Source organism: Muricoccus radiodurans, from assembly GCF_050154705.1.
In the GTDB taxonomy this organism is placed as follows: Bacteria; Pseudomonadota; Alphaproteobacteria; order Acetobacterales; family Acetobacteraceae; genus Roseomonas; species Roseomonas radiodurans.
In genome coordinates this window covers 1,153,352-1,167,955 of the sequence record NZ_CP189561.1, presented here as the reverse complement: position 1 = coordinate 1,167,955, position 14,604 = coordinate 1,153,352, and the positions used below count along the sequence as shown (strand labels likewise).

Here is a 14,604-nt window from a genome sequence, read left to right as displayed (position 1 = left end):
CGTCCTCCCGGTCACCCGCGGCGCGCGGACCTACCGGTAATACCGGTACGGGTCTCGCGCCCGCCCGCGCCCGGCGCTGTCCCGCGGGTCGCTGTCCGTCCGCCCGGTATGCGGTCGCCCGAAGCCGGCGCCATCGCGCGGATCGCTGTCGGAATAGCCGGTCCGCGGCCGGCCCCGCCCGGCCCCGTCCCGCGGGTCGCTGTCCGAATACCCCGTCCGCGGCCGCCCGCGCCCTGCTCCGTCCCGCGGATCGCTGTCGCTCTGCCCGGTATAGGGCCGCCCGCGCCCGGGACGGTCGCGCGGGTCGCTGTCGGTCTGGGCCGCGGCCGGTGCGGACAGGGCGGAGACCAGCCCCGCCACCTGCACGACCAGCAGCCGGCGCCGCACCGGTTTCGGTTCATCGGCCATCACGCAGCCTAGACCGGGGCGGCGAACGAATGCCAGTCCGCAACGACCGCCGGGCGGAACGCCCGCCGCATCAGGTGATCTCGACGATCCGCTTCCCGAAGTTCTCGCCCCGCAGCATGCCGAGGAACGCCTCCGGCGCCCGGTCGAGCCCCTTCACCACGTCCTCGCGATACCGCAGTGCCCCCTCGCGCAACCATCGCCCGCCGGTGGAGCGCCACTCCGTAAAGGCGGCGGGGTGCTGGGACACGATGAACCCGCGCAGCCGGAGGCTCTTGCGGACCACCTGCGCGAGGTTCGGCCCCGGCGCCGGCTCGGCGTTCTGGTACTCCGCGACCATGCCGCAGAAGGCCACGCGCCCGAACTGGTTCAGCAGCGGCCAGACTGCCTTCTGCACGGCGCCGCCGACATTCTCGAAATACACGTCGATCCCGCGCGGGCAGGCCGCTGCCAGAAGGTCCGGGAAGTCCGCCGCCCGATGGTCCACGCATTCGTCGAAGCCCAACTCGTCCCGCACGAAGCGGCACTTCTCGAAGCCGCCCGCGACACCCACGACCCGCGCGCCCATCCGCTTCGCGATCTGTCCCGCGACGCTCCCCACCGCGCCGGATGCCGCGGAGACGACGAAGGTCTCCCCCGGCTTCGGCACGGCGATCTCCGTCACCCCCACCCAGGCCGTCGTCCCCGGCATGCCCAGCACGCCGAGCGCCGTCGTGACCGGCGCCGCATCGGGATCGAGCTTCACCAGCCCCGACACCGGCTGGGCGGAGAAGCGCTGCCACCCCTTGCCGCCCAGCACCCAGTCGCCGGGCTTGAACCGCCCCGTCGGGTCCTCCGCCACCTGGGCGACGGACTGCCCCTCCATCACGTCGCCCACCGCGACGGGCGCGGCATAGGACTTCGCCCCGCTCATCCGCCCGCGCATGTAGGGATCGAGCGAGAGGAAGCGGTGCCGCAGCAGCGCCTCGCCCGGACGCGGCGAGGGCGGCGCTTCCTCGACGGCCTGGAAGTGTTCGGCGGTCGCGGCGCCTTCCGGACGGGCGCGGAGCAGGATGCGAAGGTTGGTCTCGTTCACCGGGCGGGTTCCCTCAAGCGGGCGCGGAGCATCGCACCGCCCGCCGCCGCGGTCATCCGGGGGCTACTCGACCCGGCGCCGCGCCCGCTGCGACTCTTCCTGCCGCATGGCGTTGCTCCACTCCTGCTGCGCCATCGCCTCGGACGACCCGGCCCGCCGCATCGCCTCGGTCTCGTTCTCCCGCCCGGCCTCCAGGTCCAGGGCGATGCGCTCCAGCCGGTTCGCGTGCTGGATCGCGCCGTGCCGGCCGGCATGGCTCTCCGGCACCAGGCGCATCGCGTCCGCCGCGCAGCGCAACTTCACGACCATCGGCGCCCCGGCCTGCGCCGCGCATGCGTCGAGCGCTGCCCGCATGGGCTGGAGCGGATCGGCCTGCGCCACCGCCGGCGCGGCCGCCGACAGCCCCGACAGCACCACGACCGCCAGCAGGGAACCGCGCATCCACCACGCCATGACGTGCCCTCTCGGGCGGCCCGCAGCCGTGCGGCCCGCTTCGGCGCCCTTCATGGCTTTCGCCCGCCGCCCTGTATAGGGGCGGCGGGCGGCAGGAGCTCAGGGCAGGACGGACCCACCCGCCGTGCCGGCCAGTCCCCCGGCGACCCCCAGGCCGATCGCGCCCGACATCTGCTCCGCCTGGGCTCCGCCCATCGGCGGCGGCGGCGCGAGCACCGGCACCTCGCCGAGCGGCTTGGAGATCATGGGCTCGAACTGCCCCTTGCCGTCCAGCGACGGCCCTGCCGTCCAGCGGCCGGCCGGCACCTCCTCGTTCGCGGCGTGTACGAAGAAGGCATAGGCGAAGCGCCCGTCCTCCTGCGCCTGCGGGAAGGAGTTCGGGATCGGAAGCTGCTCCGTCGGCCCGCCCAGTTCCTCGATCACCGCCAGCCATTGCTGCTGGTGCATCGTGTCTCGCGCGATGAGGAAGGCCAGCATCTCCTTCATGCCCGCGTCGTCCGTCATGTTGTAGAGACGTGTCGCGAGCACGCGCCCGGACGCCTCGGCGGTGGCATTGGCCAGCATGTCGGCCGCGATGTTGCCGCTCGCATAGACATGGCTCGCATTGAAGGGCACGCCGTTAGCGTTCTCCGCCGTCGCGGCCAGGCCGGTCGAGAGGATGTGCCGCAGGTTCATCCCGCCGAGCACCGCGCCCGCGATCGGATCGGCCGCCGCCTGCTCCTGCAGCGAGAGCGGAGCGCCCTCCAGGTTCAGTGCCACGGCCGTGGAGAGCATCTCCACATGGCCGATCTCCTCCGTGCCGGTATTCAGCAGCATGTCGCGGTATTTCATCGGCCCGCGCGAGCCCCAAGCCTGGAAAAGGTACTGGAGCATCACGCGGATCTCGCCCTCGACGCCCCCGATCGCCTGCTGGAGTGCACGCGCGAAGATCGGATTCGGGCGCTCCACGCGCACGGGGAACTGCAGGCGCTTGTCGGCCAGGAACATGCGGTGGTCTTCCTTCGGGTGATGGCACGCAACGCCGCTCCGGTCGGAAGCTCCGCCTCCCGGCGCCGCGCAAGGCCTGCCGTTCGCACCGCGCGGCACGACGCGGGTTAACCTGAGATGGCAATGCCGCGTTCGTGCGTCGGCCTCCTCCAGCCGTGATGCCTCGGGCCGTTCAAGCCCGCGCGGCGTGCCGCTCAGGACCGCGCCGAGCCTGCCGGACGCGCGACCGGCTGGCGCGGCCGAAGCGGCCGGATTATCACGGCGCATGCGCGTGATCGGCCTCGCCGGCTGGAGCGGGGCCGGCAAGACGACCCTCCTGACAAAACTGATCCCCGTTCTCGCGGGAAGGGGCCTCTCCGTCTCGACGATCAAGCACGCCCACCACGGCTTCGACGTGGACCGGCCGGGAAAGGACAGCTACCTCCACCGGGAGGCCGGCGCGTCGCAGGTGCTGGTCGCCTCCTCACTCCGCTGGGCGCTGATGACGGAGCATCGCGGCGCGCCCGAGCCGGCAATGTCCGAGCTGCTCAGTCACCTCTCGCCCGTCGATCTCGTGATCGTGGAGGGGTTCAAGCGAGACTCCCATCCGAAGATCGAGGTGCATCGCGCCGCGAACGGCAAGCCCTGGCTGCACCCGGAGGATCCGGCCATCCACGCCGTCGCCGCCGATAGCGCTCCGCCGGGCGATCTTCCCCACGCCCCGCTCGACGACATCGAGCGCATCGCCTCCCTCGTGCTGGAGCATGCGGCGCCGTGGCCCGGCTGAACGACGACGGATCCTGTGCCTGCAGAACGCGCATCCTGGTGACTGCACGGCCGCCCTGATTGCGGCACGGCGCGGCACGCGGCCAGATGCTGACCGTGCCGATGCGTGCGTCGCTCGCCAAGACTCGAAAGGAGCCGCGGCGATGGCGCCGGACGATGCCGTGCAAGTCGTCTGAACGGCTGACCCGCGGCCGACCGTATACGGCCTATCCCACTTGGTCCGAAGGCGGCGCGCTTCGCCGGGATCGCGCAATGGACACCTCCGCCGCCGCCAGTTCCTCCGGCGTGTTCGCGTTGAAGAAGGGATCGGGATCGTCCGACCATTCCACCGTCGCGCCGCCGTGCCGGGCGGCCCAGCGCCCGACGCTGCGTTCCCCCGACAGCAGGGCCGCGCGCAGGTCGTCCCGCAGCGATACCGGCCAGAGGCCGATCGGCGGATGGGCTCGCCCGCCGGACGCGGCCCAGGCAAGCGGTACGCCTGCCGCCCGCCGCGCCGCGTGCAGCCGGGTGGCGAGGTCCGCGGGGATGAAGGGGGTGTCACCGGGCACGGTGATGACCCAAGGCAGGTCCGGCCGCTCTGCGACCGCGTGGTCGAGCGCCGCGAGGATGCCGGCCATCGGACCGGGATGACCCGCGATCCCGTCCGCCACCACGGGGAGGCCTGGCGCAACCGCGCCGAACCGGGCGGGATCGCCATTGGCGTTCAGGACCAGGGCCCGGACCTGCGGCCGAAGCCGGTCCAGCACGTGAACGAGCAGCGGTGTGCCGCAGAGCATCCGCAGCGGCTTGTCGCCGCCGCCCATCCGCCGGCCCAGTCCACCGGCCAGCACCGCACCGAGGGTCGCCTCAGACATGCATCGGATCCACCGCGTCGGTCCTCACCACGGCCGCCCGTGACGCTGTCTTCCGAGCGGCGGCGCCCCGCGCGGCGGCTGATGGGACGACGGGCCCATTCTGCCCTTGTCCTGCTCGCAGTTGGAACCGATCCGGAACATGGATCAGGCACGGTCCCGAAGCCGGGACCTGTTTCCCGTGGGTTGAAGGACGATTGCCCGGCGCACGTTACTGGAAAAAGACGTGTTCTTCCGACTGAAATGCTGGATCATGGAGGACGCCGCATCTCATATTCGGACCCATGACGCAGACGATGAGCACTGAACACTTTCGCCTGGACGTGGTTGAAGGGGCGAAGGACCTGCTGATGATCGGCCCGGGCCTGACCGAGGGCCGGGTGCGGGACATCTATCTGCGGAAGGCCAACGATCCGGCCGCGAGTCGTCTGGTCTACGGCTTCGACGCGGACGTCTGGCGCGCGGGCGGGGTGGCCGCCCTGTTGGCCGACCTCCCGCGCATGGCGGAGGAGGTGCTCTCCCTCGCACGGCAGGCCGGAGCGGAGCGGATCTTCGCTTATGGCCACTCCTTCGGCGGCTTCGGTGCCCTGGCCCTTGGGCTTCTGGTCGGGGCGGAGCGGATCGTCGTCACCTCCGCCGAGACGCGCCTGAACGACCCGTACGGGCGCGGCGCCCTGATGCTTCGCGGCGCCGCGGCCGAGGGCCCGCATGTAGACCTTCGCGAGGTGGCGCTCCGCCTGCCGCCGCGGGAGGTGCACCTCATCTTCGGGGAGCGCGACTGGTCGGACACCGGTTCCGCGCTGCACATGGCGGATGTCCCGAACGTCTCGCTGCACCCGGTCCGCGGGGCGGACCACCGCATCGGGGCGCTTCTGAAGCCGTCGCGCTCCATCAGCCACCTTCTCCGCAGCGTGCTGAAGCCGCGCTTCGATCCCGAGACTTTCATGGGACCGCCGGCGCCGGCGCTACCGTTGGCGGTCGGCCGCGCGCTCCAGTCCGGCCGGCGGGCGCTGGCCGCCGGGGACGGCGACGTGGCCGAGACCGCGTTCCGGGAAATCACGGCGATGATCCCGGACGCATTGATCGGGTGGCACGCGCTGGCGATCGGCTTCGTGAAGCATCGGCAACCGGCGAAGGCCCTGGAAGCGCTGGAGGTCGCGCTCTCGCTCGATCCGGAGAATCCCTACCTGTTCCGGACCGCGGCGCAAGCGCATCAGCTCGCCGGGCGGGTGAGGGAGGCCCAGGCCGCCTGCCAGAGGGGCCTCGCGGTGCTGCCGACGGATTCCGGCCTTCTGCGCCTTCGGGCGACGCTGCGGGTGGCGCCCGCCGCCCGCAGTGCCGCCCCCGTCCCGTCAGAACCGGCCGCGTAGCGCCAGCGGCCGCAGCAGGAAGGCGGTTCCCCAGCCCCAGGCGGCGCCGGTCAGCCACGGCACCCAGTCCGGGGTGCTCCGCGGCAGGTATTGTGGGACGAGGAACCCCGCCGCCAGCCCGAGCACCGCGCCGCAGATGAGGTCCGGCAGGAAGATCAGCCGGAGAAAGAGGGCGATGAAGAAGCCCCCCGCCGCGCCGAGCACCATGAACCACGCCACCCAGGGCAGGCCGTGCCAGCCCGGCGTGGTGATCAGCGCCGCGAGCGGCATCACCTTCGCGACGTAGTGCAACAGCCAGAGCGTGCCCTCCCGGAAGATCAGGGAGGCGAGCGCCCCGCAGGGCATGCCGTAGAGGATGGCGCGGCGGAGGTCCTCGCTCATGCCGCCCGTTCCGCCACGCACTCCCGCAGCGCCTCGCCCAGCCGGTCCATCCCCTCATTGACCAGGGCGTGGGACGTGGTCAGCGGGCAGAGGAAGCGGATGACGTTCGCGCGCACTCCGCAGGAGAGAAGGACAAGGCCCTTCTCCGCCGCCTTGGCGACGAGGGCGCGGGTCAGGTCGGGGTCCGGCCGGTCCGCATCGCCGCCGGCGACGAGCTCCATCGCCACCATCGCGCCGACCGCGCGGATGTCGCCAATCACGCCCTCCAGCGTGTTGCTGCGCTGAAGCTCCTTGATCCGGGCGACGAGGATCTCCCCGATCTCGTTCGCGCGGGTGCAGAGGTCCTCTTCCTCGATCACGTCCAGCACGGCGTTGCCGGCCGCGCAGCCCAGCGGCGAGCCGCCATAGGTGCCGCCCAGCCCGCCAGGCCCCGGCGCGTCCATGATCTTCGCCGAGCCCGTCACGGCGGAGAGCGGGAAGCCGCCGGCCAGCGACTTGGCCATGGTGATGAGGTCCGCCTGCACGCCGGAATGCTCCATGGCGAACATCTTGCCGGTGCGGGCGAAGCCGGTCTGGACCTCGTCCGCGATCATCAGGATGCCGTACTTGTCGCAGATCTCGCGGATGCCGCGCAGCAGCTCGGGCTGCGCCTGGTAGAAGCCGCCCTCGCCCTGCACCGGCTCGATGATCATGGCAGCGATGCGGTTGGGGTCGATATCCGCCTTGAACAGCGTCTCGATGGCGTCGAGAGTCTGCGCGACCTCCTTGCCGTGATAGGTCACGGGGAAGGGCAGGTGATAGATGTCCGCGGGCATCGGGCCGAAGCCGACCTTGTAGGGCACGACCTTCCCGGTCAGCGCCATGCCCAGCAGCGTGCGGCCGTGGAAGGCGCCGGAGAAGGCGATGACGCCGGGGCGGCCGGTATAGGCGCGGGCGATCTTCACCGCGTTCTCCACCGCCTCGGCGCCCGTGGTCAGGAACACGGTCTTGGCGGGGCCGCGGACCGGGACGATCGCGTTCAGCCGCTCCGCCAGCCGGATGTAGCTCTCATACGGCGTCACCTGGATGCAGGTGTGGGAGAAGTTCTCCAGCTGCGCCTGCACCGCCGCCTTCACCTTCGGGTGCAGGTGGCCGGTGTTCACCACGGCGATTCCGCCGGCGAAGTCGATGTACTTCCGGCCCTCCACGTCCGTGATCTCGGACCCCTCCGCCTTCGCGGCGAAAACGGGCAGGGAGGACGACAGGCCGCGCGGTACGGCCGCCTCCTTGCGGGCCTGGAGCTTCGCGTTGCGCGGACCTTCCTCGATCGGGGCGGTCGCGTCGCCTGAAATGGTGGTGCCCATCGGTCCGGAATCCTTCGCTGCGGCGCGGGAAATTGCGCCGCGCGGGAGGGGTTGGGCAAGGGTCCGGGTGGCCGGTCCGCGCGATCCGGCCTGTTCCCCACGGGACCGCATCCCCCGGCCGGACCGGGCATCAGGAGCGCACGCGATCACGCGGCACGAGGAACAGCTGATATGACGACCACTGAATGGAATCCGTCCCTGGCGGCCGGGGCGGGGATCACCGGGGGCTTCCGGACCCGGGCCCGGTCGCTCCACCAGGCCCTGATCGCCTGGCACGAGGCCCGGCGGACCCAGCGCCTGATCGCCGAGATGGACGACCGGATGCGGTCCGATATCGGCCTATCGCCCCGCTCCGCCGGCCCGGAGACGCCGTCCGGCCTGATGCGGAGCTGACCCCCGGCCGGACCTTCTGGAAGGACCCACCTTGCGGCGCGGGCCCGCCCCGCGCACCTTGCGGCGCCTTTCAGGGGGAACGGAACGACGTGAACGGTGCCCACAGCCTCGTCCACACGCTGTTGAAGAGCGGCGTGGACACCTGCTTCTCCAACCCTGGTACCAGCGAGATGCACTTCGTCGCGGCGCTGGACCAGATCCCGGGGATGCGCTGCGTGCTGGGGCTGCAGGAGAACGTCGTCACCGGCATGGCGGACGGCTACTACCGGATGGCCGGCAAGCCCGCCTGCACCCTGCTGCACTGCGGCCCGGGCCTGGCGAACGGCCTGGGCAACCTGCACAACGCCCGCCGCGCCCGGTCCTCGATCGTGAACATCGTGGGCGACCAGGCGACCTATCACCGCCCCTATGACGCGCAGCTCACCGCGGACACCGAGGGCTGGGCGCGGCCCGTCTCGGTCTGGACGCGCACCAGCATGTCGTCGGACGCGGTCGGCCGCGACGCCGCCGTCGCGGTGCAGGCATCCCGCGCCGCGCCGGGCGGGATCGCGACCCTGATCCTGCCCTCCGACTCCTCTTGGAACGAGGGCGGCGTGGTGGCGGACCCGCTCCCCGTGACGCCCGCCCTGCCGCCCGATCCGCACGCCGTCCGCGCCGCCGCGAAGGTGCTGCGGGAGGGCCGGAACGTGCTCATCCTGATCGGCGGCACCGCGATGCGGGAGGGGCCGCAGGCCCTGGCCTGGCGCGTGGCGCAGGCAACCGGGGCGAAGATCCTCGGCGAGATGTCCAACGCCCGCGTCGCCCGCGGCCGCGGCCGCCAGCAGCTGGAGCGGGTGCCCTACGTCGCGAACGTCGCGATCGACGCGCTGAAGGATTTCGAGCACCTGATCCTGGTGAACTCGAAGGCGCCGGTCGGCTTCTTCGCCTATCCGGGCAAGCCGTCCAAGCATTACCCGGAATCGGCCCAGGTCCATGTGCTCTCCCGCGTGGAGCAGGACGCGGAGGCGGCGCTCCAGGCCCTGGTGGACGAGCTGGGCGCGCCCCAGGCCGCCATCCCCGACCCCGGTCCGCGCCCCGAGCGCGGCCGCGGTGCCCCGACGCCGGAAGGGCTGGCCCGCACCGTCGCGGCGCTGATGCCGGACAACGCCATCATCTCGGACGAGAGCGTGTCCTTCGGCCGCGGCTTCTACAAGGAGACGCACGCCGCCCCGGCGCATGACTGGCTGCAGCTAACGGGCGGCGCCATCGGCGACGGGATGCCGGTCGCGACCGGCGCCGCCATCGGCGCCGGCGGGCAGCGGCGGGTGATCAGCCTGCAGGCGGACGGCTCCGCCATGTACTCCCTGCAGTCCCTCTGGACCCAGGCGCGGGAGAAACTTCCCGTGACGACCATCATCCTGGCGAACCGGAAGTACCAGATCCTGATCGGGGAGTACCGGGATGTCGGCGCCAATCCGGGCCGCACGGCCATGGACATGCTTGATCTCGGCAATCCCGACCTGAACTGGGTCAAGCTGGCCGAGGGCATGGGCGTGGAGGCCGCGCAGGCCACCACGCTGGAGGCCTGCGGCGACCTGCTGGCGCAGAGCGTGAGCCGCAACGGCCCCTTCCTCATCGAACTCGTGATCTGACGGAGAGAACGCGCATGGCGAACTACCCGAACGTCCAGCTCCACATCGACGGCGAGTGGCGCGACAGCCGCTCCGGCCGGAAGCTGGAGGTGCTGAACCCCGCGAGCGAGGAGATCATCGGCACCGTCGCGCACGCGGAGAAGGTGGACCTCGACGAGGCCCTGGCCGCCGCCGAGCGCGGCTTCGCCACCTGGCGCAAGGTCGCGGCCTTCGAGCGCAGCAAGATCATGCGCAAGGCCGCCGACCTGCTCCGCAGCCGCGCCGACGCCATCGCGCCGCTGATGACGCAGGAGCAGGGCAAGCCGCTGCCCGAGGCGAAGATGGAGGTGCTGGCCGGCGCCGACGTCATCGACTGGTTCGCCGAGGAGACGCGTCGCGCCTATGGCCGCGTGATCCCGGCCCGCGCCGAGGGCGTGTACCAGCTCTCCCTCCGTGAGCCGGTCGGGCCGGTCGCGGCCTTCACGCCCTGGAACTTCCCGATCAACCAGGTGGTGCGGAAGCTCTCGGCGGCGCTGTCCACCGGCTGCTCCATCATCGTGAAGGCGCCGGAGGAGACGCCGGCGTCGCCCGCCGAGCTGATCCGCTGCTTCGTGGACGCGGGCGTGCCGAAGGGCGTGATCGGCCTCGTCTACGGCGTGCCGTCGGAGATCAGCAGCTACCTAATCCCGCACCCCGTCATCCGGAAGGTGACCTTCACCGGCTCCACCCCGGTCGGGAAGATGCTGGCGGCGATGGCCGGGCAGCACATGAAGCGCGCGACGATGGAGCTGGGCGGCCACGCCCCCGCTATCGTGTTCGACGACGCGGACGTGACGAAGGCGGCGAAGACGCTGGCGGCGGCGAAGTTCCGCAACGCCGGCCAGGTCTGCGTCTCGCCCACGCGCTTCCTGATCCAGGAGCGGTCCTTCGACCAGTTCATGGAGACCTTCGTCACCGCCGCGAAGGCGGTGAAGGTCGGGGATGGCATGGTGGAGGGCACCACCATGGGCCCGCTGGCCAATGACCGCCGCATCCCCGCCATCGAGGCGCTGGTGCAGGACGCGCAGCAGCGCGGAGCGAAGCTGCACACCGGCGGCAAGCGCATCGGCAACAAGGGCTACTTCTACGAGCCGACGGTCATGTCCGACCTGCCGCTCGACTCCCGCGCCATGAACGAGGAGCCCTTCGGCCCGCTCGCCCTGGTGAACCGCTTCTCCGACCTGGACGAGGTGGTGACGGAGTCCAACCGCCTTCCCTTCGGCCTCGCGGCCTACGCCTTCACCGGCTCGGCCACCACGGCCCAGGCGGTCGGCGCGCGGGTGGAGACGGGGATGATGACGATCAACCACCTCGGCCTGGCCCTGCCGGAGGTTCCCTTTGGCGGCGTGAAGGACAGCGGCTACGGCTCCGAGGGCGGGTCGGAGGCGATTGAGGCCTACCTCGTCACGAAGTTCGTCACCCAGGCCGGGCTCTAAGGCCCGGCCCTCGGCCGCGTCCTCGTTCAGGGGGACGCGGCCCTTCAGCCCGCGGCGCGTCGCGCGGGGATCACCGGCAGCACCGCGTGGGACGCGCGCCCGGCATCCACGAAGATCGTGTTCACCGCGCGGCGGGTCCTGCGGGACGCGCCGTCCGGCTCTCCCGTGTTCGGGTTCACGTCGTAATGGGGGAAGTTCGCGGAGGCGATGTCCACGCGGATCCGGTGTCCGGCCTTGAAGAGGTTGGAGGTGGGGAAGAGCTCGACCGTGATCTTCTCCGGCACGCCTGGCGTCATCGGGACCGGGTTGCGCCAGTCGCGCCGGTAGCGCGCGCGGATGATCCCGTCCGTGATGTTCAGCGCGAAGCCCTGGGGGTAGTCCGCATTCGGCGGGTACACGTCCACGAGCTTCGCCGTGAAGTCCGTGTCCGGCCCGTCCGTCGCCGCCCAAAGGTGCACCGTGACCGGCCCGGTGATCTCCACATCCTCCGTCAGCGGCTCGGTCTGGAAGGCGAGCACGTCCGTTCGCGCGGCGAGCGGAATGTAGGGCGGCGCGCAGCCGAAGAAGCGCGGCCCCTCCACCTGGTCGAAGCCTCCGCCGACCATCACCGGCTCGCCGGAGGTGATGGAGCCGCCGATGCTCGGCACGGGGCGCGCGGGGTCCACGTCATAGGAGAGCGGCGCGGCTCCCTCCTCCGGCGGCGCCTCGGACAGGGTGCCGTCGCCGTGCAGGAAGAAGCGGGTGAACTCGGTGCCGGGCAGGGGCCAGTCGCGCTCGGCGCGCCAGCGGCCGCCATGCTCCAGCCGGCCCTCGCCGTTGCGCCGCCCGCTGCCGCCGCCCATGATGAAGATTCGGACGGGCGGGTCCTCCTCCACGCCGTTCGACACGTCCCGCACCCAGCGGTCCAGGAAGCGCAGGCGGAAGGCGCGCCAGTCGCCGGCCCAGGAATCGACCGTGGCGTCGGGGCCGAAATCCGCGTCGCCCGCGAAGGTCACGCTGCGGTCACCATGCGTCCAGGGTCCGAGGATCAGCCATTGCGGCCCGCGCCCCGCCGCCTTGAGGCCGAGGTAGTTCTCCGTCGCCGTGCGGGGATAGGGATCGTACCAGGACGACATGTGGACCACCGGCACGGGCGCGTAGCGGTCGTGCCAGCCCTTGGCGTAGATGCCCAGCCGCTCCCAGAAAGGCCCGAAGGCCCCCTCGCGCCACTGCTCGAAAAGATAGGCTTCGTAGTCCGGCGCGTGGCGCAGGGGGGAGTGGCCGGGCTTCCAGGGCATCCGCGCCATCCAGCCCGCGATGTCCTCCGCCTCCAGCGCCGCCCGGCGGACTGGGTCGGCGAGGGTCTCCGGTGACTTCAGCGCCTGGGTGTAGGCCCAGGTCGCCTGCTTCAGCTCGAAGGCACCGCCGTAGCGGATGCCGCCCTGGTAGCTGTCGAAGAAGCCCCCGGAATCGAGCACCTGCGCCCGCAGCCCCGGCGGGTTGAGGCACCCGAGCGCGGCCTGGGTATGGGCGGCGTAGGACAGGCCCATCGTCCCGATCCGCCCGTCGCACCAGGGCTGGGCGAGGATCCAGGCCATCGTGTCGAAGCCGTCCTCGCCCTCCGACAGGTACTTGGTGAAAACGCCCTCGCTCGCGTGGCGGCCGCGGCAGTCCTGGTAAACCACGGCATAGCCGGCCGCGAGGAAGGTGGCGGCGACCTCCTCACGCGTCGCGGGGTCGGGCTTCGCGGCGGTGCGCTCGGAGCGGCTGGCCTCCCGCTTGCCGTAAGGGGTCCGCTCCAGCACCACGGGGAAGGGACCCGGGCCGGGCGGCAGGTGCACGTCGGTCGCCAGACGCACGCCGTCCCGCATCGGCACCATCGCCTCGCGGTCGTTCAGGGGCCAGCTCATCGGGCGGCGGGACGGAGATGGTGGGCCAGGGTCGCCTCCTCCTGGGCCGCGGCGTAGGTGAAAGCCGCGCGGGTGGCCCAGATGTTCAGGGGAAAGTGCAGGGGCAGGATGCCAAAGTCCTGTCCGAAGGCGATGCGCTGCGCCGCCCGCAGCGCGGCGTCCCGCTCTGCGGCGTCGGCGATCGGGCGGGCGCGCTCCAGCGCCGCGTCGAAGAGCGGATTGCTGTAGCGCCCGCGGTTCAGGCTGCCGAGGCCGCGTGCCGAATCGAACGTCGCCACCACTTGCGAGAGGCCCGGATAGGCATCGCCCGCCGTGTTGCCCCAGCCGATCAGGAAGGCGGAGAATTCTCGCCGTCCCGCGCGGGTGAAGAACATGTTGGAGGGCATGACCTCCACCCGCGCATCGAGGCCGATGCGCGACCACATCTGCGCCACGGCCTGGGCCGTCTTGTCATCCTCCACATAGCGGTTGTTGGGAGAATGAAGGGTGATGCGGAAGCCGTCCGGGTAGCCGGCCTCCCGCAGCAGGGCGCGGGCGCGGTCGGGGTCGAAGGCCGGCGCCGCCAGGTCGGGGTCATGGCCGACCGACCCCCTCGGCACGAGCTGCGCGGCGGGCACGCCGCCGCCCTGCAGGACGCGCTCCACGATCGCGGCGCGGTTGATCCCGAGGGACAATGCCTCCCGCACGCGGCGGTCCTGCAACGGGTTCCGGTCCAGCGGGCGGCCGTCCTTCGCCGTGACGAAGGGCGAGACCGCGTTGGCCTGGTCCAGCCCGAGATAGATGAGCCGGGAGGATCCCTCCGACACCACGCGGACCTCCGCGCGCCCGCGCAGGCGGGCGGCGTCGCCGGGCGGCACCGCCTCGATCAGGTCCACGTCGCCGGACAGCAGCGCCGCGAGCCGGCCGGCATCGTTCGGGATGGGGCGGAGCGTCGCCCGCTCGAAGGCCGGCCGGTCGCCCCAGAAGGCGTCGTTGCGGCGGAGCAGGAGGCGGTTGCCGGGGGTCCATTCCACGAAGCGCCAGGGGCCGGACCCGATCGCCGCGCGCCCGGCATTGAAATCGGCGCTCGACGCGTTCGCGGCGGCGCGGGCCGAGACGATGTAGGCGGTCATCGCGTGCAGCGGGATCGCCGGATCGGGCCCGTGGGAGCGCAGCCGGAGCGTGCGGGAATCCACCACCTCCAGCGTGGCCGTCGCGGCCGCCAGCCGCAGGAAGGGCGCCGGGCTGTTCGGCACGCGCGGCATCCGTTCCAGGGAGAAGCGCAGGTCCTCCGCGGTGACGGGCGATCCGTCGTGGAAGGTCGCGCCCTGTCGCACGGTGAACTCCCACAGGTCGGGCTCGACCTGCCGGAAGCTCGTCAGGCCGGGGACGGGCCGGAGACTCGCGTCGCTGCCTACCAGGGGATCGAAGACGTGCTGCGCGGCCGACTGGTTCGCGCCGACGAGCGCGAAGTGCGGGTCCATCGAGGAGGTCTCGGTCTGGAGCCCGATCCGCGCCTCCTGCGCCACCGCCCCGGCGGCGGAGAGAACCAGCGCGAGAAGGGCCGGCAGGGTGCGGCGTCGGGCCATGTCCGGAGGTCCATCCTGGGGCCGCCAGCCTGCCGCCGA

Annotated in this window: 14 protein-coding genes; 5 read left to right on the top strand and 9 right to left on the bottom strand. The window is 71.9% G+C overall.

Going from position 1 to position 14,604, the window contains the following annotated elements:
• Positions 1–30: 30 nt before the first annotated feature.
• The 4 genes from ACP6CK_RS05745 to ACP6CK_RS05730 form a co-directional block, all read right to left on the bottom strand.
• Positions 31–408 (bottom strand): hypothetical protein, encoded by a 378-nt coding sequence (locus ACP6CK_RS05745; protein ID WP_426957923.1) that lies wholly within the window; start codon positions 406–408, stop codon positions 31–33.
• A gap of 70 nt (positions 409–478) precedes the next feature.
• A complete protein-coding gene (locus ACP6CK_RS05740) occupies positions 479–1,480 on the bottom strand; it encodes an NADP-dependent oxidoreductase (protein ID WP_426957922.1) in 1,002 nt (333 codons plus the stop codon).
• Positions 1,481–1,543: 63 nt separating this feature from the next.
• The gene (locus ACP6CK_RS05735) at positions 1,544–1,921 is read right to left on the bottom strand and encodes a hypothetical protein (protein ID WP_426957921.1); all 378 of its coding nucleotides are present in this window, start codon (positions 1,919–1,921) and stop codon (positions 1,544–1,546) included.
• Positions 1,922–2,032: 111 nt separating this feature from the next.
• Positions 2,033–2,920 (bottom strand): manganese catalase family protein, encoded by an 888-nt coding sequence (locus tag ACP6CK_RS05730; protein WP_426957920.1) that lies wholly within the window; start codon positions 2,918–2,920, stop codon positions 2,033–2,035.
• Positions 2,921–3,185: 265 nt separating this feature from the next.
• On the opposite strand from ACP6CK_RS05730, the gene mobB reads away from it, so the two are divergent.
• A complete protein-coding gene (gene mobB / locus ACP6CK_RS05725; protein ID WP_426957919.1) occupies positions 3,186–3,686 on the top strand; it encodes a molybdopterin-guanine dinucleotide biosynthesis protein B in 501 nt (166 codons plus the stop codon).
• A 205-nt stretch (positions 3,687–3,891) separates the two neighbouring features.
• Here mobB and mobA read toward each other — a convergent pair whose 3' ends face one another.
• Positions 3,892–4,539 (bottom strand): molybdenum cofactor guanylyltransferase MobA, encoded by a 648-nt coding sequence (gene mobA / locus ACP6CK_RS05720; RefSeq protein ID WP_426957918.1) that lies wholly within the window; start codon positions 4,537–4,539, stop codon positions 3,892–3,894.
• A 293-nt stretch (positions 4,540–4,832) separates the two neighbouring features.
• On the opposite strand from mobA, the gene ACP6CK_RS05715 reads away from it, so the two are divergent.
• Entirely contained in the window at positions 4,833–5,906 is a 1,074-nt protein-coding gene (locus tag ACP6CK_RS05715) for a tetratricopeptide repeat protein (RefSeq protein WP_426957917.1), read from the top strand.
• Here the strand turns inward: ACP6CK_RS05715 and ACP6CK_RS05710 are convergent.
• Positions 5,889–6,287 (bottom strand): hypothetical protein, encoded by a 399-nt coding sequence (locus ACP6CK_RS05710; RefSeq protein WP_426957916.1) that lies wholly within the window; start codon positions 6,285–6,287, stop codon positions 5,889–5,891. The two genes, ACP6CK_RS05715 and ACP6CK_RS05710, sit on opposite strands and share 18 nt — an antisense overlap.
• Positions 6,284–7,630 (bottom strand): 4-aminobutyrate--2-oxoglutarate transaminase, encoded by a 1,347-nt coding sequence (gene gabT / locus ACP6CK_RS05705; protein ID WP_426957915.1) that lies wholly within the window; start codon positions 7,628–7,630, stop codon positions 6,284–6,286. Before gabT ends, ACP6CK_RS05710 begins: the two co-directional genes overlap by 4 nt.
• A 171-nt stretch (positions 7,631–7,801) precedes the next feature.
• Here gabT and ACP6CK_RS05700 point away from each other — a divergent pair, with 171 nt between their 5' ends.
• The 3 genes from ACP6CK_RS05700 (at position 7,802) to ACP6CK_RS05690 (ending at position 11,108) form a co-directional block, all read left to right on the top strand.
• Entirely contained in the window at positions 7,802–8,023 is a 222-nt protein-coding gene (locus ACP6CK_RS05700) for a DUF1127 domain-containing protein (RefSeq protein WP_426957914.1), read from the top strand.
• 89 nt (positions 8,024–8,112) lie between these two features.
• The gene (locus tag ACP6CK_RS05695) at positions 8,113–9,654 is read left to right on the top strand and encodes an acetolactate synthase large subunit (RefSeq protein WP_426957913.1); all 1,542 of its coding nucleotides are present in this window, start codon (positions 8,113–8,115) and stop codon (positions 9,652–9,654) included.
• Positions 9,655–9,668: 14 nt separating this feature from the next.
• Positions 9,669–11,108, top strand: coding sequence for an NAD-dependent succinate-semialdehyde dehydrogenase (locus ACP6CK_RS05690; protein WP_426957912.1), 1,440 nt, complete (start codon positions 9,669–9,671; stop codon positions 11,106–11,108).
• Positions 11,109–11,152: 44 nt separating this feature from the next.
• On the opposite strand, the gene ACP6CK_RS05685 is transcribed toward ACP6CK_RS05690, so the two are convergent.
• Positions 11,153–12,997 carry a CocE/NonD family hydrolase gene (locus tag ACP6CK_RS05685; RefSeq protein ID WP_426957911.1) on the bottom strand — a complete coding sequence of 615 codons (1,845 nt, stop codon included), beginning with the start codon at positions 12,995–12,997 and terminating at the stop codon, positions 11,153–11,155.
• Entirely contained in the window at positions 12,994–14,565 is a 1,572-nt protein-coding gene (locus ACP6CK_RS05680) for an ABC transporter substrate-binding protein (RefSeq protein ID WP_426957910.1), read from the bottom strand. The genes ACP6CK_RS05685 and ACP6CK_RS05680 overlap by 4 nt, the downstream gene beginning before the upstream one ends.
• Positions 14,566–14,604: the final 39 nt, after the last annotated feature.

Coding starts and splice junctions, on each gene's coding strand:
- ACP6CK_RS05745 (WP_426957923.1), bottom strand. CDS start 408: ATGGCCGATGAACCGAAACCGGTGCGGCGCCGGCTGCTGGTCGTGCAG.
- ACP6CK_RS05735 (WP_426957921.1), bottom strand. CDS start 1,921: ATGCGCGGTTCCCTGCTGGCGGTCGTGGTGCTGTCGGGGCTGTCGGCG.
- ACP6CK_RS05730 (WP_426957920.1), bottom strand. CDS start 2,920: ATGTTCCTGGCCGACAAGCGCCTGCAGTTCCCCGTGCGCGTGGAGCGC.
- mobB (WP_426957919.1), top strand. CDS start 3,186: ATGCGCGTGATCGGCCTCGCCGGCTGGAGCGGGGCCGGCAAGACGACC.
- mobA (WP_426957918.1), bottom strand. CDS start 4,539: ATGTCTGAGGCGACCCTCGGTGCGGTGCTGGCCGGTGGACTGGGCCGG.
- ACP6CK_RS05715 (WP_426957917.1), top strand. CDS start 4,833: ATGAGCACTGAACACTTTCGCCTGGACGTGGTTGAAGGGGCGAAGGAC.
- ACP6CK_RS05710 (WP_426957916.1), bottom strand. CDS start 6,287: ATGAGCGAGGACCTCCGCCGCGCCATCCTCTACGGCATGCCCTGCGGG.
- gabT (WP_426957915.1), bottom strand. CDS start 7,630: ATGGGCACCACCATTTCAGGCGACGCGACCGCCCCGATCGAGGAAGGT.
- ACP6CK_RS05700 (WP_426957914.1), top strand. CDS start 7,802: ATGACGACCACTGAATGGAATCCGTCCCTGGCGGCCGGGGCGGGGATC.
- ACP6CK_RS05690 (WP_426957912.1), top strand. CDS start 9,669: ATGGCGAACTACCCGAACGTCCAGCTCCACATCGACGGCGAGTGGCGC.
- ACP6CK_RS05685 (WP_426957911.1), bottom strand. CDS start 12,997: ATGAGCTGGCCCCTGAACGACCGCGAGGCGATGGTGCCGATGCGGGAC.
- ACP6CK_RS05680 (WP_426957910.1), bottom strand. CDS start 14,565: ATGGCCCGACGCCGCACCCTGCCGGCCCTTCTCGCGCTGGTTCTCTCC.